The 24,005-nt window shown below is 65.8% G+C and carries 22 protein-coding genes; all 22 read left to right on the top strand.

Annotated elements, in window-relative coordinates; all coding sequences use genetic code 11:
* Positions 1-26: 26 nt before the first annotated feature.
* A complete protein-coding gene (locus MHX66_RS00800) occupies positions 27-1,103 on the top strand; it encodes a Xaa-Pro peptidase family protein (protein ID WP_239198539.1) in 1,077 nt (358 codons plus the stop codon).
* Between the two features lie 76 nt (positions 1,104-1,179).
* A complete protein-coding gene (gene efp, locus MHX66_RS00795) occupies positions 1,180-1,743 on the top strand; it encodes an elongation factor P (RefSeq protein WP_034987927.1) in 564 nt (187 codons plus the stop codon).
* A gap of 21 nt (positions 1,744-1,764) precedes the next feature.
* Positions 1,765-2,382 carry a transcription antitermination factor NusB gene (gene nusB / locus MHX66_RS00790; RefSeq protein WP_239198536.1) on the top strand — a complete coding sequence of 206 codons (618 nt, stop codon included), beginning with the start codon at positions 1,765-1,767 and terminating at the stop codon, positions 2,380-2,382.
* Between the two features lie 70 nt (positions 2,383-2,452).
* Positions 2,453-3,040, top strand: a complete 588-nt coding sequence (gene pyrR, locus MHX66_RS00785; RefSeq protein ID WP_239198533.1) for a bifunctional pyr operon transcriptional regulator/uracil phosphoribosyltransferase PyrR — start codon at positions 2,453-2,455, stop codon at positions 3,038-3,040.
* A 3-nt stretch (positions 3,041-3,043) separates the two neighbouring features.
* Positions 3,044-3,979, top strand: coding sequence for an aspartate carbamoyltransferase catalytic subunit (locus MHX66_RS00780; RefSeq protein ID WP_239198530.1), 936 nt, complete (start codon positions 3,044-3,046; stop codon positions 3,977-3,979).
* A gap of 6 nt (positions 3,980-3,985) precedes the next feature.
* Positions 3,986-5,386 (top strand): dihydroorotase, encoded by a 1,401-nt coding sequence (locus MHX66_RS00775; protein WP_370646239.1) that lies wholly within the window; start codon positions 3,986-3,988, stop codon positions 5,384-5,386.
* A gap of 69 nt (positions 5,387-5,455) precedes the next feature.
* Positions 5,456-6,592: a glutamine-hydrolyzing carbamoyl-phosphate synthase small subunit gene (carA, locus tag MHX66_RS00770; RefSeq protein ID WP_239198527.1), complete on the top strand. Its 1,137-nt coding sequence runs from the start codon at positions 5,456-5,458 to the stop codon at positions 6,590-6,592.
* Positions 6,593-6,657: 65 nt separating this feature from the next.
* Positions 6,658-10,023 carry a carbamoyl-phosphate synthase large subunit gene (gene carB / locus MHX66_RS00765; protein WP_239198524.1) on the top strand — a complete coding sequence of 1,122 codons (3,366 nt, stop codon included), beginning with the start codon at positions 6,658-6,660 and terminating at the stop codon, positions 10,021-10,023.
* Positions 10,020-10,874, top strand: coding sequence for an orotidine-5'-phosphate decarboxylase (pyrF, locus tag MHX66_RS00760; RefSeq protein WP_370646238.1), 855 nt, complete (start codon positions 10,020-10,022; stop codon positions 10,872-10,874). The genes carB and pyrF overlap by 4 nt, the downstream gene beginning before the upstream one ends.
* Before the next feature lie 340 nt (positions 10,875-11,214).
* Positions 11,215-11,535, top strand: a complete 321-nt coding sequence (gene mihF, locus MHX66_RS00755; RefSeq protein ID WP_005294871.1) for an integration host factor, actinobacterial type — start codon at positions 11,215-11,217, stop codon at positions 11,533-11,535.
* A gap of 2 nt (positions 11,536-11,537) precedes the next feature.
* A complete protein-coding gene (gene gmk / locus MHX66_RS00750) occupies positions 11,538-12,104 on the top strand; it encodes a guanylate kinase (RefSeq protein ID WP_239198521.1) in 567 nt (188 codons plus the stop codon).
* A 114-nt stretch (positions 12,105-12,218) separates the two neighbouring features.
* On the top strand, positions 12,219-12,500 hold the full coding sequence (gene rpoZ / locus MHX66_RS00745) for a DNA-directed RNA polymerase subunit omega (RefSeq protein ID WP_034988049.1): 282 nt from the start codon (positions 12,219-12,221) through the stop codon (positions 12,498-12,500).
* Positions 12,501-12,520: 20 nt separating this feature from the next.
* Positions 12,521-13,777 carry a bifunctional phosphopantothenoylcysteine decarboxylase/phosphopantothenate--cysteine ligase CoaBC gene (gene coaBC / locus MHX66_RS00740; protein WP_239198518.1) on the top strand — a complete coding sequence of 419 codons (1,257 nt, stop codon included), beginning with the start codon at positions 12,521-12,523 and terminating at the stop codon, positions 13,775-13,777.
* Positions 13,778-13,870: 93 nt separating this feature from the next.
* Positions 13,871-15,106 (top strand): methionine adenosyltransferase, encoded by a 1,236-nt coding sequence (metK, locus tag MHX66_RS00735; RefSeq protein WP_239198515.1) that lies wholly within the window; start codon positions 13,871-13,873, stop codon positions 15,104-15,106.
* 30 nt (positions 15,107-15,136) lie between these two features.
* Entirely contained in the window at positions 15,137-17,200 is a 2,064-nt protein-coding gene (locus MHX66_RS00730) for a primosomal protein N' (protein ID WP_370646237.1), read from the top strand.
* Between the two features lie 11 nt (positions 17,201-17,211).
* Positions 17,212-17,718, top strand: coding sequence for a peptide deformylase (def, locus tag MHX66_RS00725; protein WP_049049953.1), 507 nt, complete (start codon positions 17,212-17,214; stop codon positions 17,716-17,718).
* On the top strand, positions 17,715-18,698 hold the full coding sequence (fmt, locus tag MHX66_RS00720) for a methionyl-tRNA formyltransferase (protein WP_239198512.1): 984 nt from the start codon (positions 17,715-17,717) through the stop codon (positions 18,696-18,698). The genes def and fmt overlap by 4 nt, the downstream gene beginning before the upstream one ends.
* A gap of 4 nt (positions 18,699-18,702) precedes the next feature.
* On the top strand, positions 18,703-20,226 hold the full coding sequence (locus MHX66_RS00715; protein WP_239198509.1) for an RsmB/NOP family class I SAM-dependent RNA methyltransferase: 1,524 nt from the start codon (positions 18,703-18,705) through the stop codon (positions 20,224-20,226).
* 24 nt (positions 20,227-20,250) lie between these two features.
* The gene (gene rpe, locus MHX66_RS00710; protein WP_239198506.1) at positions 20,251-20,919 is read left to right on the top strand and encodes a ribulose-phosphate 3-epimerase; all 669 of its coding nucleotides are present in this window, start codon (positions 20,251-20,253) and stop codon (positions 20,917-20,919) included.
* A gap of 4 nt (positions 20,920-20,923) precedes the next feature.
* Positions 20,924-21,988: a bifunctional diaminohydroxyphosphoribosylaminopyrimidine deaminase/5-amino-6-(5-phosphoribosylamino)uracil reductase RibD gene (ribD, locus tag MHX66_RS00705; RefSeq protein WP_239198503.1), complete on the top strand. Its 1,065-nt coding sequence runs from the start codon at positions 20,924-20,926 to the stop codon at positions 21,986-21,988.
* Between the two features lie 66 nt (positions 21,989-22,054).
* Positions 22,055-22,687 (top strand): riboflavin synthase, encoded by a 633-nt coding sequence (locus MHX66_RS00700; RefSeq protein ID WP_239198500.1) that lies wholly within the window; start codon positions 22,055-22,057, stop codon positions 22,685-22,687.
* Between the two features lie 18 nt (positions 22,688-22,705).
* Positions 22,706-23,968, top strand: a complete 1,263-nt coding sequence (locus tag MHX66_RS00695) for a bifunctional 3,4-dihydroxy-2-butanone-4-phosphate synthase/GTP cyclohydrolase II (RefSeq protein ID WP_239198497.1) — start codon at positions 22,706-22,708, stop codon at positions 23,966-23,968.
* Positions 23,969-24,005: the final 37 nt, after the last annotated feature.

The raw sequence follows: 24,005 nt of genomic DNA, 5'->3' as shown, positions 1-24,005 counted from the left end.
ACTGTCGGAAGGAGAGTTGGAAGTTTATGTCTAAAGAATTTTCTGCCGCCTATCGCGCCCGCCGCAACAAGGCCACAGCAAGAATCCAGGACTCAGCGCATGCGGCCCTGCTGATCAGCAACCTGAAGAACGTCCGCTACCTGACCGGATTCTCCGGCTCCAACGCGCTTATGGTGATCCGCGAAGACGGCCACCATCTGCTGCTGACGGACGGGCGCTACGACACGCAGATCCGCGTCGAGACCGGCGAGCCGGAAGACATCTCCATCGAAATCGGCGGCAAGCTGTTCGACCATGCCGCCGAGTTTGCGGGGAAGGACTTCGCCGTGGAACCCAGCCTGGACTACGGGCAGGCCCGGGCACTGGACAACCCGCCGGTGCTTTCCTCAGTGGTAGAGGATCTGCGCCTGGTCAAGGACGAACTGGAGATTGAGGCTCTGGCCGCGGCCGGCGAGCTGGCCGACAGCGTGTGGCGCTCCTTCATCGAGGACGACGGCATCCGCGAGGGCATCACGGAGATCCAGGCGGCAGCCGAGTTGGAGTTTCAGCTGCGCACCGCCGGCGCCGACGGGCTGAGCTTCGACACGATCCTGGCCAGCGGATTGAACGCCACCAAGCCGCACGCGGGAGTCTCCCGCGAAAGAATCGTTCCCGGCCTGGTGACCGTGGACTTCGGCGTGTACCTGGACGGCTACGCCTCCGACCAGACCCGCACGGTCTGCGTGGGCGAGCCCGACGAGCTGGCCCGCGAACTCTACGACGTGGTCTACCGCGCCCAGAAGGCCGGCGAGGCGATCCTGGCCCCGGGGGTGGCGCTGCGCAACGTGGACGCCGCCTGCCGCGACGTGATCACCGACGCCGGCTACGGGGAATTCTTCGTGCACTCCACGGGACACGGCGTGGGCCTCGACGTGCATGAAGCCCCGCGGGCAGCGGCGGGCGTCAATCCCGAAGACGAGCTAGTAGAAGGCATGACGGTAACGGTCGAACCGGGCATCTACATCCCCGGCAAGACGGGCCTGCGCATCGAGAACACGTACGTTATCACCAACGATGGGGCGCGTAGCTTCAACGTCTCGCCGACGGAACTCATCGTCGTTTAGGTTTGGGCGGCTGCTAGACTGTAGCAGCCAAAAATTTTTAATACTCGCAATCGCAATCTCAATAAGGAGACCATTCGTGGCAACCACCGCTGACTTCAAGAACGGCCTTGTCCTCAAGGTTGATGGCAAGCTGCAGCAGATCGTCGAATTCCAGCACGTCAAGCCGGGCAAGGGCCCCGCTTTCGTGCGCACGAAGCTCAAGGATGTCGTCTCCGGCAAGACCATCGACAAGACCTGGAACGCAGGCGTGAAGGTGGAGACCGCTACCGTTGACCGCCGCGACATGACCTACCTGTACAACGACGGCACCAGCTTCGTCCTGATGGACGAGAAGACCTACGACCAGATCGAGCTGGCTCCGCACCTGATGGGCGAAGGCGCGAAGTTCCTGCTAGAGAACACCAGCGTCCAGGTTTCCTTCCACGAGGGCGAGCCGCTGTTCGCCGAGCTGCCGGTATCCGTGGAGCTGAAGATCGAGCACACCGACCCAGGCCTGCAGGGCGACCGCTCCACCGGCGGCTCCAAGCCCGCCACCCTGGAGACCGGCGCCGAGATTCAGGTGCCGCTGTTCCTCGAGACCGGCAACGTCGTTAAGGTGGACACCCGCACCGGCGAGTACCTGTCCCGCGTAAACAACTAGGTCAGCGACTGTTTTTCACCCATGACTGAGGAACACACAGCTGGAAGCAACGCAGCTAAGGCGGCTTCCTTCAAGCGCCACGGCTCGCGCTACAAGGCGCGGCGTCGCGCCGTAGACATCCTGTTCGAGGCCGAGTTCCGTGACATCGACCCGGTGGAGATCGTCGAGGAGCGCATCTCGCTGGCCAAGGATTCCGCGAACCAAGTGAAGCCCGTGCCGGAGTACACCCAGCAGATCGTGCCCGGCGTGGCAACGAACCTGGACGCGCTGGACGAGGCCATTGCGCTCCACCTTTCCAGCGATTGGCAGCTGGATCGCCTTCCCGCCGTCGACCGCGCGGTGCTGCGGGTGGCGGGGTGGGAGCTGAAGTTCAACGACGACGTGCCGCCGCAGGTTGCCGTGGTTGAGGGAGTGGAGCTGGCCAGCGAATACTCCCACGACAAGGCGCCCAGCTACATCCACGCGGTGTTGGACGGCATCAACAAGGACCTGCAACTGCAGGCGGACATGAAGATCGCCGACGCGGCCGCCGCTCAACGAGCTGAGCAGGCTGAGCAAGGCGAGTCCGCCGCAACCGAGGAGTCCGACGAGTTGGACGGGCTGCTCGACGGGGTCGTCAAAGAGTCCGGCGAAGCGTGATAGACTTCTAGTCGTCAAAAAGTAGACGTCCTTTAACGGACCGCACAGAGAGGCGGGAAAGGAGGTCACGATGAACTCGACGGCTGGGGAAGCTGGCGTCACCCTACTCGACGCGGATCAGGTTTCCCGTACTGTCGCGCGCATCGCGCACCAGATTATTGAAAAGACGGCGCTGGATGGGGAAGACTCCCGGCGCGTAGTTCTACTCGGCATTCCATCGGGGGGAGTGCCGCTTGCGGCCCGCCTGGCCGAGAAGATTCAGCACTTCACGGGGGTAGAGGTGTTCCAGGGTTCCCTGGACATCACCCTGTACCGCGACGACCTGCGCAACACCACCCACCGCGCGCTGAAACCCACCAAGGTTCCCGCGGAGGGGATTGATGACGCCATCGTCGTCCTGGTCGACGACGTCCTCTACAGTGGCCGTTCCATCCGTGCCGCACTCGATGCACTCACGGACATCGGTCGGCCGTATTCCGTCCAGGTGGCGGTGCTGATCGACCGCGGTCACCGCAAGCTGCCGATCCGCGCGGACTACGTGGGCAAGAACATTCCGACCGCCGCGGACGAGGACGTGACGGTGAACCTCGCGGAGCTGGACGGGGTAGACAACGTGGTGTTGACCCGCAGGCCAGGCACTGGGGAAGGAAGCAACTAAGCCATGAGGCACCTGATTAGCATTGCCGATCTGAACAAGTCTGAGATCTTAGGCCTGATGGACGAGGCCGACCGCTTCGCCGCGGCCCTCGAGGGCCGCGAGATGAAGAAGCTGCCTACGCTGCGCGGGCGCACAATCTTCACCCTGTTCTACGAGAATTCCACCCGCACCCGATCTTCTTTCGAGACCGCGGGCAAGTGGATGAGCGCGGACGTCATCAACATCTCCGCCTCCAGCTCGTCGGTGAAGAAGGGCGAGTCCCTGCGCGATACCGCGCTGACCCTGAAGGCCGTGGGTGCCGACGCGATCATCATGCGCCACCCGTCTTCCGGCGCGGCTCGGCAGGTAGCCGGTTGGTTGGACGATACGGCCATCATCAACGCAGGTGACGGTTCCAACCAGCACCCCACCCAGGCTCTTTTGGACGCCACCACGATGCGCAACCGCATCGGGGAGATTAGCGGCACGAAGGTAGTGATTGTCGGGGATATCCTGCACTCCCGCGTGGCTCGCTCGAATGCGCAGCTGCTCACAGCCCTCGGAGCGGAGGTGGTGTTCGTGGCACCCCCGACGCTGGTGCCGCTGGGTATTGAGCACTGGGGTGCGGAACCGGACAGCGTGCGCGTGAGCTACGACTTCGACAGCGAGATCGCCGACGCGGACGTGGTGATGATGCTGCGTGTGCAGGCCGAGCGCATGCACGGCGGTTTCTTCCCCTCGCACCGCGAGTACGCCACTCGCTACGGCCTTTCCCAGGCCCGCACGGAGCGTATGCAGGAGGGCGCGATCATCATGCACCCGGGGCCGATGCTGCGCGGCATGGAGATCAACTACGACGTTGCCGATGCCCCGCAGACCGTGGTGCTGAACCAGGTTACCGCGGGCGTGCACGTGCGCATGGCGGTGCTGTTCACCCTGCTAGTTGGAGAAGAGGGCTAGGCGCACATGGCACAGACGGATAAGAAGACTTTCGATGAAGGAGCTTTGACGATGACCCCCGAGTACCCGGCCACCGGCGAGCTGGCGGGCCACCCCACCGGCGCCGAGAACGCAGTGCTGCTGCGTGGCGTTTTGCTCTACGGCGAGGGGGAGAAGCAGGACGTGCTGATCCAGGACGGCGTGATCGCCGAGATCGGCGCGGACCTGGCTAGCTCTGCACCGCAGGGCGTGGAGGTGCTGGACCTGGACGGCCAGGTGCTGCTTCCTGGCCTGGTAGACATGCACGTTCACCTGCGCGAGCCGGGTCGCGAGGATACCGAGACCATTGCCACCGGCTCCGCGGCCGCCGCCCAGGGCGGCTTCACGGCCGTGTTCACCATGGCGAACACGGCACCGGTCACGGACAACCCCGCCATCGCGGAGATGGTGTGGTTCAAGGGCCAGAACACGAACCTGTGCGACGTGCACCCGGTCGGCTCGATCTCCAAGGGGCTGGAGGGCAAGGAGCTCACGGAACTCGGCATGATGGCCGATTCCGACGCGAAGGTGCGCATGTTCTCCGACGACGGCAAGTGTGTCGACGACCCCCGCCTTATGCGCCGCGCCATCGAATACTCCAAGGGTATGGACGTGCTACTGGCCCAGCACTGCGAGGAGCCCCGCCTGACTGAGGGCGCCGTGGCCCACGAGGGCGAGACCGCCGCCCGCCTGGGCCTGGGTGGCTGGCCGCGCGTGGCCGAGGAATCCATCGTCGCCCGCGATGCCATCATGGCCCGCGACTATGGCGGCCGCCTGCATATCTGCCACGCCTCCACGGAAGGCACCGTGGAGCTGCTGCGCTGGGCGAAGTCCCAGGACATTCCTCTTTCCGCGGAGGTTACGCCACACCACCTGCTGCTCACCGACGCGCGGCTGGAGACCTACAACGGGGTGAACCGCGTGAACCCGCCGCTGCGCGAGCAACGCGACGTGGAGGCCCTGCGCGCCGCCCTGATCGACGGCACCGTCGACTGCGTGGCCACCGATCACGCCCCGCACGGCTCCGAGGACAAGTGCTGCGAGTTCGACCATGCTCGCCCCGGCATGCTGGGTATCGAGACCTCACTGGCGCTGATCGCCAAGATCTTCGTCATCGACGGCGACGAGGATTGGCGCTTCATCGCCAAGGTGATGTCCGAGCGCCCGGCGGAGATCACCAAGCTGCCCGGCCACGGCCGCCCGATCGCGGTAGGAGAGCCGGCGAACCTGTGCGCGGTGGATGTGAACCAGAAGTGGACGGCGCACGGAAAGGACATGGCCTCCAAGGCCAGCAACACTCCGTACGAGGGAATGGAAATGCCGGTCAAGGTGACAACCACGCTGTTGCGAGGCAAGGTGACCTGCAAGAACGGCTCAGCGGTGAACTAAGTACCCACGAGTGGGCGTCAATAAAAAAGAACCAAACACAACAGCTAAGAGTTAAAGGAAACAAGCACAATGAGCTACACGCCAGCAGCACTGGTTCTCGCCGACGGGAAGATCTTCCGCGGCCGCGCATTCGGCGCGACGGGCCGCACCCTGGGCGAGGCAGTATTCACCACCGCAATGACCGGCTACCAGGAGACCATGACCGACCCCTCCTACCACCGTCAGATCGTGGTGGCGACCGCCCCGCAGATCGGCAACACGGGCTGGAACGACGAGGATTCCGAGTCCCGCGGCGACAAGATCTGGGTCGCCGGCCTGGTTATCCGCGACCTGTCCCGCTCCGTGAGCAACTGGCGCGCCGACCGCAGCCTGACTGACGAGATGGAGACCCAGGGCATTATCGGCATCCAGAACGTCGACACCCGCGCCATCGTGCGCCACCTGCGCGACAAGGGCTCCGTCGCCGCGGGAATCTTTAGCGGTGACGCCCTCACCTCCGACGAGGACATGCTCAGCCAGGTGCAGGCTCAGCCGTCCATGGCGGGTGCGGACCTGTCGGCGGACGTCAGCACAGACGAGCTGTACGTGGTGGAACCGGAGGGGGAGACCAAGTACACCGTCATTGCCTACGACATGGGCATTAAGACGAACACCCCGCGGGAGTTCTCCAAGCGCGGCGTACGCAGCGTGGTCGTGCCCTCCAACACCAGCTTCGAAGAGGTGCAGAAGCTGATGGCCGAGTACAACGCCACGGGCGTGTTCATCTCCAACGGCCCGGGCGACCCAGCGACGGCCGACGCGACGGTGGAGGAGCTGAAGAAGATCCTGGCGGCCAAGATTCCTTTCTTCGGCATCTGCTTCGGCAACCAGCTGCTCGGCCGCGCTCTGGGCATGGAGACCTACAAGCTGAAGTTCGGCCACCGTGGTACCAACGTGCCGGTGCTAGATCACCAGACCGGCCGGATCGACATCACCGCGCAGAACCACGGCTTCGCCCTGAAGGGCAAGGCGCTGGAGAAGTTCGACACCCCGTTCGGCGAGGCGCAGGTGACGCACACCTGCCTGAACGACGACGTCGTCGAGGGCGTGGCACTGCTGGACGGCAGCGCATTCTCCGTCCAATACCACCCAGAATCTGCAGCCGGCCCGCACGACGCAAACCCGCTTTTCGATAAGTTCTTCGCGAACCTCGAGAAGAACAGCTAACGCAACAGAGCCAAGTTAAGCAACAGCCAGCAACAGCTAGTAACACCGAATTAAAGGGAAAACCAATGCCACGTCGCGAAGACATCAACCACGTACTCGTCATCGGCTCCGGCCCGATCGTCATCGGCCAGGCCTGCGAGTTCGACTACTCCGGCACCCAGGCCTGCCGCGTGCTCAAGGAAGAGGGCCTGCGCGTTACGCTGATCAACTCGAACCCGGCGACCATCATGACCGACCCGGAGTTCGCCGATAACACCTACATCGAGCCGATCGCCCCGAAGTACATCGAGAAAATCTTCCAGGAGCAGCAGGCCGCCGGCCACAAGGTCGACGCAGTCCTGGCCACCCTGGGCGGCCAGACCGCACTGAACGCTGCGATCCAGCTGGATCGCCTGGGCATCCTCGACAAGTACGGCGTGGAGCTGATCGGTGCGGACATCGACGCCATCGAGCGCGGCGAGGACCGCCAGAAGTTCAAGGACATTGTGGCGAAGATCGGCGGCGATTCCGCCCGCTCCCGCGTGTGCCACAACATGGACGAGGTCCACGAGACCGTCGCCGAGCTGGGTCTGCCAGTCGTCGTTCGCCCGTCGTTCACAATGGGTGGCCTGGGCTCCGGCCTGGCCTTCAACGAAAAGGACCTGGAGCGCATCGCCGGCGGCGGCCTGGCTGCCTCCCCGGAGGCCAACGTTCTGATCGAGGAGTCCATCCTCGGCTGGAAAGAGTTCGAGCTAGAGCTGATGCGCGACGGCAAGGACAATGTCGTGATCGTCTGCTCCATCGAGAACGTGGATGCGCTGGGCGTGCACACCGGTGACTCCATGACCGTCGCCCCGAGCATGACCCTGACCGACCGCGAGTACCAGGTGATGCGCGACCAGGGCATCGCCATCCTGCGCGAGGTCGGCGTGGATACCGGCGGCTGTAACATCCAGTTCGCCGTGAATCCGAAGGACGGGCGCATCATCACCATCGAGATGAACCCGCGCGTGTCCCGTTCCTCAGCCCTGGCCTCCAAGGCCACCGGCTTCCCGATCGCGAAGCTGGCCGCCAAGTTGGCCATCGGCTACACCCTGGACGAGGTTCGCAACGACATCACCGAGGTCACCCCAGCCGCCTTCGAGCCGACCCTGGACTACGTGATCGTCAAGGCCCCGCGCTTCGCCTTCGAGAAGTTCCCCGGTGCCGACGACACGCTGACCACCACCATGAAATCCGTCGGCGAGGCCATGGCCGTCGGCCGCAACTACATCACGGGCCTGAACAAGGTCATGCGTTCCCTGGAAACCAAGCAGGCCGGCTTCTGGACTGTTCCGGACGAGGAGTTCGCCGGCGAGCGCGCCACCGACAAGCAGGCCGTGCTGGAGGACCTGAAGCGCCCGACCGAGGGCCGCATGTACGACGTGGAGCTGGCCCTGCGCCTGGGCGCCACCGTCGAGGAGGTTTACGCGGCCTCCGGCATTGACCCTTGGTTCCTGCACGAGCTCGCCGGTCTGGTGGAGTTCCGCAGTCGTCTTATTGACGCCCCAGTCTTGGACGTCGACCTTCTCCGCGAAGCGAAGTACATGGGTCTGTCGGATAAGCAGATTGCAGCGCTGCGCCCGGAGCTGGCGGGCGAGGACGGCGTGCGCGCACTGCGCTGGGCCCAGGGCATCCGCCCGGTATTCAAGACCGTGGACACCTGCGCCGCTGAGTTCGAGGCGAAGACCCCGTACCACTACAGCTCCTACGAGCTGGATCCGGCCGCCGAATCCGAGGTTGCCCCGCAGCCGGACAAGCAGAAGGTGCTGATCCTGGGCTCCGGCCCGAACCGCATTGGCCAGGGCATCGAGTTCGACTACTCCTGCGTGCACGCCGCCCTGGAGCTGTCTCGCGTGGGCTATGAGACCGTCATGGTCAACTGCAACCCGGAGACCGTCTCCACGGACTACGACACCGCCGACCGCCTGTACTTCGAGCCACTGACCTTCGAGGACGTCATGGAGGTCTACCACGCAGAGGCCGAGTCCGGCGAGATCGCAGGCGTGATCGTGCAGCTGGGTGGCCAGACCCCGCTGGGCCTGGCGCAGCGTCTGGCAGACGCTGGCGTGCCGGTCGTTGGCACCTCCCCGGAGGCCATCAACCTGGCCGAGGATCGTGGCGAGTTTGGCAAGGTGCTGGAGCAGGCTGCCCTGCCGGCCCCGGAGTTCGGCACCGCCACTAGCGTGGAGGAGGCACACGACGTGGCCGCCCGCATCGGCTTCCCGGTGCTGGTTCGCCCGTCCTACGTGCTGGGCGGACGCGGCATGGAGATCGTCTACGACGACGAGAGCCTGTCCAACTACATCCAGCGCGCCACTGAGATCACCAACGACCACCCGGTCCTGGTGGACCGCTTCCTGGACTCCGCAATCGAGATCGACGTGGATGCCCTGTGCGACGGCGAGCACGTGTACCTGGCCGGCGTGATGGAGCACATCGAGGAGGCCGGCATCCACTCCGGCGACTCCGCCTGTGCGATCCCGCCGATGACCCTGGGCGCGGAGGACATCGACAAGGTGCGCAAGGCCACCGCCAAGCTGGCTCACGGCATCGGCGTGAAGGGTCTGATGAATGTTCAGTTCGCGCTGAAGGACGACATCCTCTACGTCATCGAGGCCAACCCGCGCGCCTCCCGCACCGTGCCCTTCGTCTCTAAGGCCACGGGCGTGCAGCTGTCCAAGGCCGCCGCGCGCATCATGCTGGGCACCAGCATCCCGGACCTGATCGAGGAGGGCATCCTGCCGCACGACCGCGACGGCGGCTCCCTGCCGCAGGGCCACCCCATCGCCGTGAAGGAAGCCGTGATGCCCTTCAACCGCTTCCGCAGCCCGGAGGGCCACGTGCTGGACTCCTTGCTGAGCCCGGAGATGAAGTCCACCGGTGAGGTCATGGGCCTGGACGACGACTTCGGCACCGCCTTCGCAAAGTCCCAGGAAGCCACCGGCGACCTGCCGACCGAGGGCACCGTCTTCGTCTCGGTGGCCAACCGCGACAAGCGCACGGTGCTCCTGCCAATCCAGCGCCTGTACTCGCTGGGCTTCAAGATCCTGGCCACCCAGGGCACCGCCGCCATGCTGCGCCGCAACGGCGTGGAGTGCGAGGTCGTGGCCAAGATATCCGACGAGCGCCGCGCCGCCGCGGAGAACACCCCGCTGGTCGATGCTAACGGCGAGCCACTGCGCACCGTGGGCGACTGGATCAAGGACGGCGACATCGACCTGATTCTGAACACGCCGGCCGGATCCGCCGGGGCGCGTCACGACGGCTACGACATCCGCTCCGCTGCGGTGAACATGGGCGTGCCGTGCGTGACTACCGTCCAGGGAGCCGTGGCAGCCGTCCAGGGTATCGAGGCCCTGCAGGGCGCCGAGCCGACCGTGCGCGCCATTCAGGAGGTCGATCACTCGTGACCGCGAGTGCGAGTTCGGTAGGCCGCCCAACCTTCGGCGAGCGCTTCCTGGAGCGTTCCCAGGAGTTCGGGCAGCTCTGTGTGGGCATGGATCCGCACGTGGGCATCCTGGAGGACTGGGGCTTAAAGGCCGACGTGGCCGGACTGGAGGCCTTCAGCAAGACCTGCGTGGAGGCCTTCGCGGACGTCGCCTGTGTGGTCAAGCCCCAGGTGGCCTTCTACGAGCAGTTCGGCTCGGCCGGGTTGGCCGTGCTGGAGCGATCGATCGCGGAGCTGCGGAAGGCCGGGGTGTTGGTTATTGCCGACGCCAAACGGGGCGACATTGGCTCGACCATGGCCGGGTACGCACGGGCGTGGTTGGATCCGGATTCCCCGCTGTGCAGCGACGCTGTGACCGTATCCCCGTGGTTGGGCTTCGACTCCCTGCGCCCCGTTATCGACTTGGGTGAGCAGCACGGCAGGGGAGTGATCGTCCTGGCCGCCACATCTAACCCGGAGGCGCGGGGTCTGCAACGCTCCTACTTCGACGACACAGACACGAACTTGGCCCAGTACATTGTGGACCGCGTGGCCGCGGAAAACTCCCAGCATCCTGGGGCTGGCAACCTCGGCGTAGTCGTAGGCGCGACTCTGGCGGAGCCGCCGCGCTTGGACGAGGTGGGCGGCATGGTTCTGATGCCGGGAGTCGGCGCCCAGGGAGGCACCATGGACGATGTGCGACGTATCGCCGGGGGAGACCAGACGGCGTCACTAGTATCGCCCAACGTTTCCCGCGGCGTACTGCGCGCAGGGCCTGAGGTTGCGGATCTGCGCAACGCCGTGGCCGAGCAGGCGGCAACGCTACGGCTCTAGAGCTGTGGCTTTCGGTCCCGTTGTTCTGATGGCCATAATCGGCCATTAGCAGGGGCTTTTGCTGTTCTTCATGGATTCAGGTGTTACACTGATACACATTGTTTGAAAGCTGCTCGCGTAGCGCCCCGCCTGCACATATAGGCGGTTCGGGTGAAGCGTGTACAGTAGTCGAGAACATGAGTCCGAAAAATGAATCTCGGTGTGTCAGCTTGGCATTTTCCACCGAGAGGATTTAATATCCAGCGTTGCTTGGAATACCGTTTGGGCTCTACAGCATGCTGGTTATAGACCAGAAAAACTTTCCATCCTTTAAGACGAGAAAAATTTAACGGAGGCACCCGTGGCACTTCCCCAGTTGACCGATGAGCAGCGCGCAGCAGCGCTGAAGAAGGCAGCCGAGGCACGCAAGGCACGCGCAGAATTGCGCGAGAAGCTGAAGCGTGGCGGCACCGACCTGAAGCAGGTCCTGAAGGACGCCGAGACCGACGAGACCCTGGGCAAGATGAAGGTTTCCGCCCTGCTGGTTTCCCTGCCGAAGGTTGGCAAGGTGAAGGCCAAGGAGATCATGGAGCAGCTTGAGATCGCCGAGACCCGTCGCATCCGCGGCCTGGGTGACCGTCAGCGCCGTGCGCTGCTGGAGCACTTCGGTTTCGAGGAATAGTCTTGAGTCAGGACCTGAATAGCGGACGGATCGTCGTACTGGCGGGCCCTTCTGCGGTGGGTAAGTCCACTGTTGTGCGGCGCCTGCGCACCGACGTTCCGGACCTGTTTTTCAGTGTGTCCATGACGACCCGCGGCCCGCGACCTGGCGAAGTCGATGGCGAGGACTACATCTACGTCACCCGCGAACAGTTCGAACAGAACATTGCGGCAGACAAGATGCTCGAATGGGCGGAGATCCACGGAGGCCTACAGCTTTCCGGCACGCCGCGCGAACCCATCGAAAAGGCGCTGGCTGAATCCCGTCCGGTACTCGTCGAGGTAGACCTCGAGGGCGCGCGCAACGTCAAGAAGATGCTGCCCCAGGTGCAGACCGTCTTCCTGGCTCCGCCGTCGTGGGAGGTACTGGTTGACCGTCTGACCGGTCGCGGAACCGAGACGCAGGACGTCATAGAGCGCCGCCTGCAGACCGCGAAGGTCGAGATGGCCTCGCAGTCCGAGTTTGATCACGTGGTTGTGAACGACGACGTGGATCAGGCTGTGGCAGCCATCAGCGAGATCCTTCGCTAGCTGGCCGCAGAGGGAACAATACAGCCCATAAGCTCCAGTGACGCACACTCCAGTCCCGCGCTTTGAAGAACTAAATAAATAATCAAACAACCCACCAAAGAAAAGGTGAATACCGTGGAAAACCAGGACGTGAATGCGAACGATAGCGTGTTCGATCCTCCTGTAGGCATCACCAATCCACCGATCGACGAGCTGCTGACGAAGGTCTCCTCCAAGTACGCCTTGGTCATCTTCGCCGCTAAGCGCGCACGTCAGATCAACGACTACTTCCAGACGGTCGACGAGGGCGTCTTCGAGTTCGTCGGACCTCTGGTGACCCCGGATGTTCACGAGAAGCCGCTGTCCATCGCCCTGCGCGAGATTAACCGGGATCTGTTGGAACACACCGAGGGTTAAACCAGCTAGGCTGATTCGTTGTGAACGTTGCATCAGCTGAATTGAACACCAAGCCGCTCCGCGTCGTCATCGGCGTAGGGGGCGGCATTGCTGCGTATAAGGCCGCTCATCTGGTCCGCTACTTCACCGAGCGCGGCCACCAGGTGCGGGTGATTCCCACTCGCTCTGCACTGAACTTCGTGGGTGCCGCCACCTTCGAGGCTCTCTCGGGCCAGCCGGTGGCCACCGATGTTTTTGACGCCGTGGACGAGGTGCAACACGTCCGCCTGGGGCAGGAGGCTGACCTGATCGTCGTGGCTCCGGCCACCGCGGACCTGATGGCGCGGATCGCCCATGGTCGCGCTGATGACCTGCTGACCGCCAGCTGCCTGGTCGCCACGTGCCCCGTGGTGCTGGCACCCGCGATGCACACCGAGATGTGGCTGAACCCGGCGACCGTGGACAACGTCGCCACGCTGCGCCGTCACGGCCTAACGGTGCTGGACCCCGCCCACGGGCGGTTGACGGGTACGGATACCGGTGCGGGGCGCCTGCCGGAACCGGAGCAGATTGGCGAGCTGGCGCTCACCGTCCTAGCAGACCGCGAGGCCTTCACCCGCGACCTGGAGGGCAAGAAGGTCGTCATCAGTGCCGGTGGTACGCACGAGCCCCTGGATCCCGTTCGCTACCTCGGCAACGCCTCTTCCGGCCGCCAGGGCTACGCGCTAGCGGAGGTTGCCGCCCAGCGCGGCGCCGAGGTCACCCTGGTGGCCGGTGTCACCGAGAATCTGCCCACTCCCATCGGCGCTGAGGTGGTGCGGGTGAAGACCGCCCGCGAGATGCAGCAGGCCGTCATGGAGCACGCGCCAACCGCCGACGTCGTGGTCATGGCCGCGGCTGTGGCCGACTACCGTCCCGCAGAGATGGCGGGGTCGAAGATGAAGAAAGGCTCGGAGGCCGACCTGTCCACCATCCAGCTGACCGAGAACCCGGACATCCTCGCGGGCGTGGTTGAGGCGCGCAGGCGGGGAGACGTGGCGTCCACAACAAAGATCGTGGGCTTCGCGGCAGAAACCGGCGACGAAAACAGCACCCCGCTCGACTTCGCCCGCAAGAAGCTCGAGAAAAAGGGCTGCGACATGCTGATGTGCAACGCAGTAGGCGACGGCAAGGTCTTCGGCCAGCCGGATAGCTCGGGCTGGATCCTGCGCCCGGACGGTGAGGTCATCGACGTGCCGCAGGGGCCAAAGACCGGGGTCGCTGCCGCTATCTGGAAGGCCGTGTGCGAGACTCTCTAGGCAGCTACGTGACAAATACAGACAGCTTGGTCTAGTATGTGTCCATTGACTTAAAAGTCTTCAGTAATTCAAACGTATAAAAGGAAAATCCACGTGTCTTTGCGCCTGTTTAGTAGCGAGTCCGTCACCGAAGGGCACCCCGACAAGATCTGCGACGCGATCTCCGACAAGATTCTCGATGCGCTGATTGCCAAGGACCCCGAGGCGCGCGTGGCCGTTGAGACCGTCGTGACCACCGGCCTGGTGCACGTCGTCGGCGAGATTCGCACCACCACCTACGTAGAGATCCCCGCGCTGGTGCGCAAGACCCTGCTGGAGATCGGCTTCAACAGCTCCGACATGGGCTTCGACGGCTCCACCTGTGGTGTCAGCGTGGCCATCGGCGAGCAGTCCCAGGAGATCGCCCAGGGTGTCGATACCGCCCTCGAGCACCGCTCGCACGACGCGGAAGGCGGCACGGAGCTGGATGAGATCGACCGCCTCGGCGCCGGCGACCAGGGTCTGATGTTCGGCTACGCCACCAACGAAACCCCGGAGTACATGCCGCTGCCGATCGCGCTGGCACACCGCCTGTCCCGCCGCCTGACGGAGGTGCGCAAGAAGGGCATCGTTCCGCACCTGCGCCCCGACGGCAAGACCCAGGTGACCTTCGCCTACGACGCGGAAGGCGCCCCGGTGCGCCTGGATACCGTCGTGGTCTCCACGCAGCACGACGCGGGCATCGAGCAGGAGTGGCTGCACGAGCAGATCCGCACCCACGTCGTCCAGTACGTGCTGGACGAGGCGGGCTTAAGCGGCAACCTGGCGGACACCGACTACACGCTGCTGGTGAACCCCTCCGGCTCCTTCGTGCTGGGCGGCCCGATGGGCGATGCCGGCTTGACCGGCCGCAAGATTATCGTCGACACCTACGGTGGCATGGCCCGTCACGGCGGTGGCGCGTTCTCCGGCAAGGACCCGAGCAAGGTGGACCGCTCCGGCGCCTACGCCATGCGCTGGGTTGCCAAGAACATCGTCGCCGCCGGCCTGGCCGACCGCGCGGAGGTGCAGGTGGCCTACGCCATCGGCCGAGCGACCCCGGTGGGCCTGTACGTGGAGACCTTCGGCACCGAAAAGGCACCGGTCGAGGCGATCCAGGATGCCGTTCGCCAGGTGTTCGACCTGCGCCCGGCCGCGATCCTGCAGGAGCTGGACCTGAAGCGCCCGATCTACGCCCAGACCAGCGCATATGGCCACTTCGGCCGCACCGACTTGGACCTGCCGTGGGAGCGCACGGACCGGGTGGAGGCGCTGCAGAAGGCCGTCGCCGCCGCTCAGCAGGCTCAGTAGTTTAAGCAGGTTAAGCAGGTTTAAAGCACAGTGGACCAGCCCGTCGCCCGCGTACTGCCGATGCTCGGCGTGCCACACCTCGACCGGCTTTTCGACTACGCGGTGCCTGCAGACATGGACGCGCATGCCCAGCCGGGTGTGCGCGTCCGCGTTCGCTTCTCCGGCCGGTTGGTCGATGCGTTCGTCATCGAGCGCCGCCGCCGAAGCGACCACCCTGGCGAGTTGCGCCAGCTGGAGCGCGTGATCAGTCCCATCGAAGTGTTGCCGAAGCCCCTGTGGGAGCTCGTGAACACGCTCGCCGAGCGCTACGCGGGCGTGCGTTCGGACATCTTGCGTTCCGTCGTGCCATCCCGCCACGCTTCGGCGGAGAACGCTGGGTTGTTCGCCGACGGCGCAGCCTGGGAGGACCTCGGGGCCAAGCTCCAGTCGGTCGAGCAGGCCGCCACCGATTCCTACGCTGCCGCCGAGGAGGCTTTGGCGCCCTACACTCACGGCGCGGCGTACCTGTCCGCGCTCGTCGAGGGCAAGGCTGCGCGCGCTTGTTTATTGACGCCCCCAGGCCGCGACATCCCCACCCTCATCGCGGCCATCACCGCCGCCGTGGCCTGGAATACGCAGGGGAGCGTACTGGTGGTGACTCCCAACCAACGTCTGGTGGATCGACTGGTGGCGGGGCTGAAGGAGCACATGAACCCCGCCCAGGTGATGGAGCTAACGGCACAGGTGGGGCCGAATGCGCGCTACCGCCGCTACCTCTCAGTTCTCGCGGGCCAGGCGCGCGTGGTGGTGGGCACACGCTCTGCGGCGTTGCTGCCCGTTGTCGCGCCCCGACTGATGGTTCTGGTAGGCGAGGCTGACGACAACCTGGTGGATCCTCGCGCCCCGTACATTCACGCGCGGGAGGCGCTGGCGTTGCACGCCCAGCGCACCGGGGCGGGGCTGTTGATCGCCGGGGTGCACCGCTCGGCCGAGGTGCAGCAGTGGGTCGATAGCGGGTTGGTGTATCCGCTGCTTCCTACGCGGGAGGTTCTGCACGATGCCATGCCGTGGATCCGCGGCATGGGGGAGACCGATAGTGCGACGGAGCGGGAGCTTCACGCGCCCGGGGCGCGCATTCCCTCCATGGGCTTCGAGGCGCTACGCGAGTGCGTGGATAACGGCGTGCCCGCGTTGGTGCAGGTTCCACGGCGGGGATACGCGCCCGCGCTGGCGTGTGCGAAGTGCCGCACGCCCGCCCGCTGCCGGCACTGCATCGGGCCTTTGGAGTTGCCCACGAGCGCCGAGGCCGCCCCGCCGCGCTGCCGCTGGTGCGGGCTGACCGCCGGGCTGTTTACGTGTTCCGCCTGCGGCAACCACAGCGTGCGACTGTCCGTGATTGGCCACGACCGGACGGTGGAGGAGCTGGGGCGGGCATTCCCCGGGGTGCCGATCATCGCCAGCGGCGGTAAGAACGTGGTGGATAGCGTCCGGCTGCGCAAAAGTATCGTCGTGGCCACACCCGGGGCGGAACCTACCGTGGAGGGCGGCCTGTACGGCGCGGCGATCCTGGTGGATCCGTGGATCCTGCTGGGCAGGCAGGATCTCCGCGCCGCGGAGACCGCGCTCCGGCACTGGATGGAGGCCGCCGCCCTCGTCGCCCCACGGAGCCAGGGCGGCAAGGTGGTCTTCGCCGGGGCAGCGAACCTGCCGACGGCTCAGCAACTGATCCGCTGGGATCCCGTCGGATCTGCACGCGCGGAGCTGGCGCACCGGGCCGAGGCCGCCTTCCCGCCCGCCTTCAGCGTGGCCGCGATCGACGGCACCACCGCTGCCATCGAAGCGCTCGAGGCGGCGTGGGACTTGCCCGAAGGCGCGGAAACGTTGGGTCCGGTGGAGCTGCCGCCCGGCGTGCGCCTGCCCGCGGGGATCGACCCTCACGACCCACAGGCCAGAAAGTCCGCACGCAGGCTGCTGGTGCGCGTGCCCGCCGACCAGCGGATAGCCCTCGGCCAGGCCCTGCGCAGCGCGCAGTCGGTGCGGACCATCCACCGGGGCTCGCGGGCGGCTCAACCGGAGGCCTTGCGGGTTGTCATGGATCCCGTGCGCATCGGTTAGGGTTAATAACCATGACCGTGCTTAACATGCGCTACTTCGGGGACCCGGTTCTCAAGACCGTGGCGGACCCCGTCAAGCCAGAACAGATCCAGGATGCCGGAACCCGGCGGCTGGTCGAGGACATGCTGGAGACCATGGATCACTACGGGGGAGTGGGCCTGGCCGCCAACCAGATCGGCATCACCCGTCGCATCTTCGTTTTCGATTGCGACGGCGACCGCGGCCACGTGATCAACCCCACCTGGGAGGCCGTGGGCGAGGAGACCCAGACCGGCGGCGAGGGCTGCCTTTCCATCCCCGATGTCCACGGGGACGTCACCCGCGCCCAGCGCGTGCGCCTGCGCGGGGTAACCGTGGACGGCGAGCAGGTGGATCGGGAGGTCACGGACCTTATGGCCCGTTGCGTGCAGCACGAAACCGACCACCTGGACGGCGTGCTGTTCATTCAGCACCTCTCGGCTGAGCAGCGCCGCGAAGCAATGAAGCAGATCCGCGAATCGGAGTGGTTTAAGCAGTGAAGATCGTCTTTGCCGGAACCCCGGAGCCGGCCGCCGTGGCCCTCGAGCACCTCATCGCCGATGAGCGCATCGAGGTCGTTGCGGTGGTTACCCAGCCGGACGCCAAGCGGGGCCGCGGCCGTAGCCTGCGCCCATCGAAGGTCGCGGAGGTCGCTGAGGAGGCCGCCATCCCGACCTACAAGTGGCCGAGCCTCAAGGCCGGAACTGAATCTGGTGACGAGGCCCGGGCCGTTCTGAACGACCTCGCAGCGCAGGGGGTAACCGCAGCCGCCGTCGTGGCCTACGGAAACCTGATCCCCAAGGACATCCTCAACGTCTTTGAGCACGGCTGGGTGAACCTGCACTACTCGCTGCTCCCACGCTGGCGCGGCGCCGCACCCGTGCAGGCCGCCCTGGCGGCGGGAGACGAGACAACTGGCGCTTCCATCTTCCGCATCGAGGAAGGCCTGGACACCGGCCCCGTCGCCGCCCAGCTGTCACAGAAGATCGGCCTAGAGGACACCGCCGACGACCTGCTGGCCAGCCTGACCTACGCCGGCCGGGAACTGCTGGCCGATACGCTCGTCGCCATGGACGAAGGCACTGCCGAGCTTTCCCCGCAGGAAGATTCGCAGGCCACCCACGCACCGAAGATTCACCCCGCGGACGCGCAGATTGACTGGTCCCAACCGGCCGAGGTGATCCAGCGCGTCGTCCGCGCGCACACCCCCGCCCCCGGTGCGTGGACCTTGCTGGACGGCCAGCGATACAAGATCGGCATGCTGCTGCCCAGTAGCACAGAAGAGGTCACTGGGCTTGGCGTCGGCGAAGTGGTGGCGTCACCAAAGAAGGTTTTCGTCGGCACCGGCACTGCCGCTCTAGAGATCACCCGCATCCAGCCGCCCGGCAAGAAGATGATGGAAGCCGCGGCGTGGGCGCGCGGGCAGCAAGAACTGCTGGCGGGTCGCCCGACGTTCAGCGCGCGGGAGACGGGGGAGTAAGGCCATGGGAGGCTTCAGGTCTCGTTCCGAATCCGCCCGCAGCGGCGAGGGGCAGCGCAAGAAGGCGACGGGCTACCAACAGCGCCGCCCCGAGCACAGGCAGCGAAAGAGCAGGTCGCGGGGATCCGGAGACAAGGTGCGCGACGTGGTTTTCGGCGTGCTGCGCGATGTCACGGTCGACGGTGCCTTCGGCAACCTCGCACTGCCCAAGGCGCTGCGGGAGTCGGGTATCAAGGGGCGTGACGCCGCATTTGCGACCGAGTTGGCCTATGGCACGCTGCGGGCGCGGGGGTTGCTCGACGCGATCATCGAAGATGCGGCCGGCCGCAAGATTGAGAAGATCGACTCGGTGGCGCTGGACGCCCTGCGCCTGGGCGCGTACCAGATCCTGCGCACGCGGGTGGAGAACCACGCCGCGGTGAACACCTCGGTGGAGTTGGTGAAGGCCTTCGGAGCAGGCCAGGCCTCCGGGTTCGTCAATGGCGTGCTGCGCGCGCTGACGCGCAAGAAACCGGAGACGTGGATCGAGCGCGTAGCTCCCAGCGACAGCCTGGCCGACCTAGCTCTGCGCAACGCGCACCCCGAGTGGATCGCCGTGGTCTTCGCCGATGCGCTGGGCGTGGACCCCGCGACCAACGCCGGCCGCGCCGAGCTCGAGCGCGCCCTGGCGGCCGACGACGCCCGCCCGATCGTGCACCTGGCCGCCCGTCCCGGACAGATCAGCGGCGAGGAACTGGCGCTGATCACCGGCGGTACGGAGGGCAAGTTCTCTCCCTATGCGGTGTACCTGGACGAGGGCGCCCCAGGCGAAGTCGCCCCGGTGCGCGAGGGGATGGCTAGCGTGCAGGACGAAGGCTCCCAGCTGATCGGCTTGGCCACCACCCGCGTTCCCGTCGCCGACAACCTGCCTGCCCGCTGGCTGGACTTGTGCGCGGGCCCGGGCGGCAAGACCGCCTTCATCGCCTCAGTGGCCATGTTGGAGCAGGCCACCGTGGATGCAATTGAGATCGCAGATCATCGCGCGAAGCTGATCGAGCAGACGACTCGCGACCTGCCCGTGCGCGTGCACGTCGGCGACGGCCGGAAGCTGGAATCCATCGGCCTGGATGCCCCGGAGGGAGGTTTCGCGCGCGTGCTCATCGACGCGCCCTGCTCCGGCCTGGGCGCGCTCCGCCGCCGCCCGGAGGCTCGCTGGATCAAGGATCCGCAGGACGTCGCCCCGCTGGTCACGCTGCAACGAGAGCTGCTGGTCAGCGGCCTTGCTGCCACGGCCCCCGGTGGCGTGGTGATCTATTCCACCTGTTCGCCGCACCCCAAGGAGACCTCCGAGGTCGTCCGCTCCGTCGCCGCCCGCACGGGCGCAGAGATCCTGGATGTCACCGAGTTTCTGCCTGAGTTGGCTGATACGAACACCACCCAAACTGCCCCGTTTGTACAGCTCTGGCCGCACATCCACGGCACGGACGCGATGTTCTTCGCCGCCCTGCGCCCCGCCAGCAACAGCCCGAGCACAAGCACAAGCCAATAGTCCACTAGTGAGGAAGCCCATCCCATGTCCAATCCCCGCACCCCCCTGATCGCCCCGTCCATCCTCGCCGCCGACTTCGCCAACATGGCCCAAGAGGTTGCCCGCGTGCCGAACGCCGACTGGTTGCACATCGACGTGATGGACAATCACTTCGTCCCGAACCTCTCCTTCGGCCTGCCCGTGGCCAAGTCCCTGCTGGCGCACACGGACAAGCACCTGGACGTGCACCTCATGATCGAGAACCCGGAGAAGTGGGCGGAGGACTACGCCGACGACTTCCAGTCCGTGACCTTCCACCTGGAGGCCGTCGCGGACGTCGATACCGCCATCGCTCTGGCCGATAAGCTGCGCGGTCACGGCACGATGGCGGGCATCTCCATCAAGCCCAACACCCCGGTGGAGCCGCTGCTGGACCACCTGGATCGCTTCGACCTCGTGCTCGTCATGAGCGTGGAGCCCGGCTTCGGCGGCCAGAAGTTCATGCCCGAGGTACTGGACAAGGTCCGCAAGCTGCGCAGCCGGATCGATGCCGACGGCCTGGATACCCTCATTGAGATCGACGGTGGCATTGGGGCTGAGACCGCCGCCGAGTCCGCCGCCGCGGGCGTGGACGTGTTCGTCGCCGGTTCCAGCGTGTTTGGCAAGCCGGACCCCGCCGCGGCGGTCGATGAGATCCGCGCCAGCGCCAAGTAGCTCTATGGATCTTTCTCTTTTTTCTGACGCCCACAGTCTCGGCTGGCAAGCGGCCCAGCTAGCCAGCCCGAACCCGCCGGTGGGCGCGGTGATCGAGGATTCCTCCGGGCAGGTGGTGGGCCGCGGGTTCACGCAGGCCCCCGGCGGGGCGCACGCGGAGGTCGGCGCCCTGCAGCAGGCAGGGGAGAAGTCGCGGGGTGGCCGGGCGATAGTCACCCTGGAGCCCTGCAACCACACTGGCCGCAATGGCCCGTGCGCAGAGGCCCTCATCCGTGCCGGCATACAGCGGGTGGACTTCCTTTTCGCGGACCCAAATCCAGCTGCTGAGGGTGGCGCCGCCACGCTCCGCGCCGCGGGCGTGGAGGTTCACGGCCCCTATTTGCCGCATCCGACGGCCAGCGATGAAGCAAAGCTGCCCGCGTGGTCGGAGATGTACAGCGTGGAGCCCTGGTTGATTTCCGAGGCCCAGCAGCGCCCGCACGTGTGCCTGAAGATGGCCTCCACGCTGGATGGCCGGGTGGCCGCAGTGGATGGAACCAGCCAGTGGATCACCGGCGAGCCAGCGCGCGTGGCGGTGCACGAGGATAGAACCCGCCGCGACGCGATCCTGGTGGGCACCAGAACCATTGCGGCGGATAACCCGCGGCTGACCGCCCGCGATGCTGACGGGCGGCCCTTCCCCGAGGAGCTACAGCCGCTGCGGGTCATCATGGGGACTAGCGACATTCCCGCAGAGGCGGCGGTGTTCGCCGCGCCCGGGCACGCCCTGCATCTGCCAACCCGCGACGTGCACGAAGTACTGGCGGAACTCTGGAAGCGCGAGGTGCGCACCCTGTTGGTGGAAGGCGGAGCTCAAGTAGCCGCAGCGTTTGTGAAAGCCGGCGTAGTGGACGAGGTTCAGTACTACGCGGCCCCGGCGGTATTGGGGGCGGGGGTGGCGTCACTAAGCGATGGCGAGAACCGCCTCGGCCAAACGATCGGGGACATCCGCCGCTTCGTCCCGCGTGAGCTGCAGGTTTTCGGCCAAGACCTGCGCTGGACGATGACCGCGCCCGGGCGCACCCCCTGATACTGGGATCAACCCACAGTGGGATAATGTGTATGTAATCACATACACAAAATTTAAGGAGCGCGTATGTTCACCGGGATCATCGAGGAGGTCGGGCGGGTAGCCGCGATCGAAGAAGCCGGGGATTCTTTAAGGATGCGCTTCACCGCACCGGGTGTGCTGGTAGACGCTAAGCGCGGCGATTCCATCGCCATCAACGGCGTGTGCCTGACCGTGGCCGAGCTTGCGCCCGAGGAGTTCACCGCCGACGTGATGCAGGTGACGCTGGACTACAGCGCCTTAGGGCACGTTTCCGTCGGCGACCGGGTGAACGTGGAACGCGCCATGGCCAGCGGCCAGCGCTTCGGCGGGCACATCGTACAGGGCCATGTGGACGGCACAGCGACCCTGCGGGAGCGCCGCCCCTCGGAGCACTGGGAGGTGTTTCGCTTCCAGCTGGAGGATCCCCAACTGGCGCGCTACGTGGCCAAGAAGGGATCCGTGGCGATCAACGGCACGTCGCTGACAGTAGCGGAGGTGGCCGAAGCAGGCGGGTCTGGCTCAAGTGAGGCGTGGTTCGAGGTCTCCCTGATCCCGACCACCCTGGCGGACACGATGCTGGGGGACCTGAACCCGGGCGATACGGTGAATGTGGAATGCGACGTGCTGGCGAAGTACGTCGAGCGGCTGGCACAGCACGGCGCGCAGGACGATCAGTAAGAGGCATAGAGGGCACCAATGAGCACGAGCGAAACTAGCGAACCCCAAGACATCAAACTGGATTCCGTGGAGCGCGCCATCGCCGACATCGCGGCGGGCAAGGCCGTGGTGGTCGTCGACGACGAGGACCGGGAGAACGAGGGCGACCTCATCTTCGCCGCGGAGCTGGCCACCCCGGAGCTGATGGCCTTCATGGTCCGCCACAGCTCCGGCTATGTGTGCGTGGGCATGGATAGCGCCGACTGCGACCGCCTGGGGCTGCCGCCGATGGTGGCCCGCAACGAAGACGTTCGCGGCACCGCCTACACCGTGACTGTTGACGCCGCCGAGGGCGTGGATACCGGCATCAGCGCCACCGACCGCGCCCGCACCGTGCGCCTGCTGGCCGACCCTACGTCCACCGCCGCCACCTTTAACCGCCCCGGTCACGTGGTGCCGCTGCGCGCCAAGCGCGGGGGCGTGCTCGTGCGCCAGGGCCACACCGAGGCCGCGGTAGATCTGGCCCGCGCGGCGAACCTGGCGCCGGCCGGCGCGCTCTGCGAGATTGTCTCTGAGGAAGATCCCACGACCATGGCCCGCCTGCCGGAGCTGCGCCGCTTCGCCGACGCACACGACCTGGCCCTGATCAGCATCGAGCAGCTGCAGGACTGGCGCCGCCACCACACCCAGACTCTCGAGCGCGCCGTGGAAACCCGCCTGCCGACCGTCCACGGCAACTTCCGGGCCATCGGCTACGTCAACATCATCGACGGCACGGAACACGTGGCGCTGGTCAAGGGCGATGTGAGCGCAGTCAGCACTGGCAGCGAGGAGCCAGTTCCGGTGCGCGTACACTCCGAGTGCCTGACCGGCGACGTCTTCGGTTCCCGCCGCTGCGACTGCGGCGACCAGCTTTCCGCCGCCCTGGACTACATCGAGGCCAAGGGCCGGGGAGTGGTCATCTACCTGCGCGGCCACGAAGGCCGGGGCATCGGCCTGCTGCCGAAGCTGCGCGCCTACGTGCTGCAGGACGAGGGTCTGGATACCGTCGACGCAAACCTGGAGCAGGGCCTTCCGGTGGACGCCCGCGAGTACAGCGCCGCCGCGCAGATCCTCAAGGACCTGCAGGTGCAGGCGGTCGCGCTGATCTCCAACAACCCGGACAAGATCCACGACCTGGCCAGCCACGGCGTGAACGTGACCAAGCGCATCCCGGTGGAGCTCAACGCCAACGAGGACAATGTGGTGTACCTGCGCACGAAACGCGACCGCATGGGCCACCAACTCGATACCCTGGACTAGAACCCACTAGAAGAAAGAAGGAGCCCGGTAACCGTGG

This window comes from Corynebacterium sp. ACRPH (genome assembly GCF_022347285.1).
Lineage (GTDB): Bacteria > Actinomycetota > Actinomycetes > Mycobacteriales > Mycobacteriaceae > Corynebacterium.
The sequence above is the reverse complement of the archived record's forward strand: the minus strand, read 5'-3'. Positions and strand labels throughout refer to the sequence as shown.

Bases quoted from the DNA above. Each gene is read 5' to 3' on its own strand.
- carB (WP_239198524.1), top strand. From the start codon at position 6,658: ATGCCACGTCGCGAAGACATCAACCACGTACTCGTCATCGGCTCCGGC.
- pyrR (WP_239198533.1), top strand. From the start codon at position 2,453: ATGAACTCGACGGCTGGGGAAGCTGGCGTCACCCTACTCGACGCGGAT.
- MHX66_RS00695 (WP_239198497.1), top strand. From the start codon at position 22,706: ATGAGCACGAGCGAAACTAGCGAACCCCAAGACATCAAACTGGATTCC.
- MHX66_RS00800 (WP_239198539.1), top strand. From the start codon at position 27: ATGTCTAAAGAATTTTCTGCCGCCTATCGCGCCCGCCGCAACAAGGCC.
- MHX66_RS00780 (WP_239198530.1), top strand. From the start codon at position 3,044: ATGAGGCACCTGATTAGCATTGCCGATCTGAACAAGTCTGAGATCTTA.
- carA (WP_239198527.1), top strand. From the start codon at position 5,456: ATGAGCTACACGCCAGCAGCACTGGTTCTCGCCGACGGGAAGATCTTC.
- MHX66_RS00700 (WP_239198500.1), top strand. From the start codon at position 22,055: ATGTTCACCGGGATCATCGAGGAGGTCGGGCGGGTAGCCGCGATCGAA.
- nusB (WP_239198536.1), top strand. From the start codon at position 1,765: ATGACTGAGGAACACACAGCTGGAAGCAACGCAGCTAAGGCGGCTTCC.
- ribD (WP_239198503.1), top strand. From the start codon at position 20,924: ATGGATCTTTCTCTTTTTTCTGACGCCCACAGTCTCGGCTGGCAAGCG.
- MHX66_RS00775 (WP_370646239.1), top strand. From the start codon at position 3,986: ATGGCACAGACGGATAAGAAGACTTTCGATGAAGGAGCTTTGACGATG.
- rpe (WP_239198506.1), top strand. From the start codon at position 20,251: ATGTCCAATCCCCGCACCCCCCTGATCGCCCCGTCCATCCTCGCCGCC.
- def (WP_049049953.1), top strand. From the start codon at position 17,212: ATGACCGTGCTTAACATGCGCTACTTCGGGGACCCGGTTCTCAAGACC.
- MHX66_RS00715 (WP_239198509.1), top strand. From the start codon at position 18,703: ATGGGAGGCTTCAGGTCTCGTTCCGAATCCGCCCGCAGCGGCGAGGGG.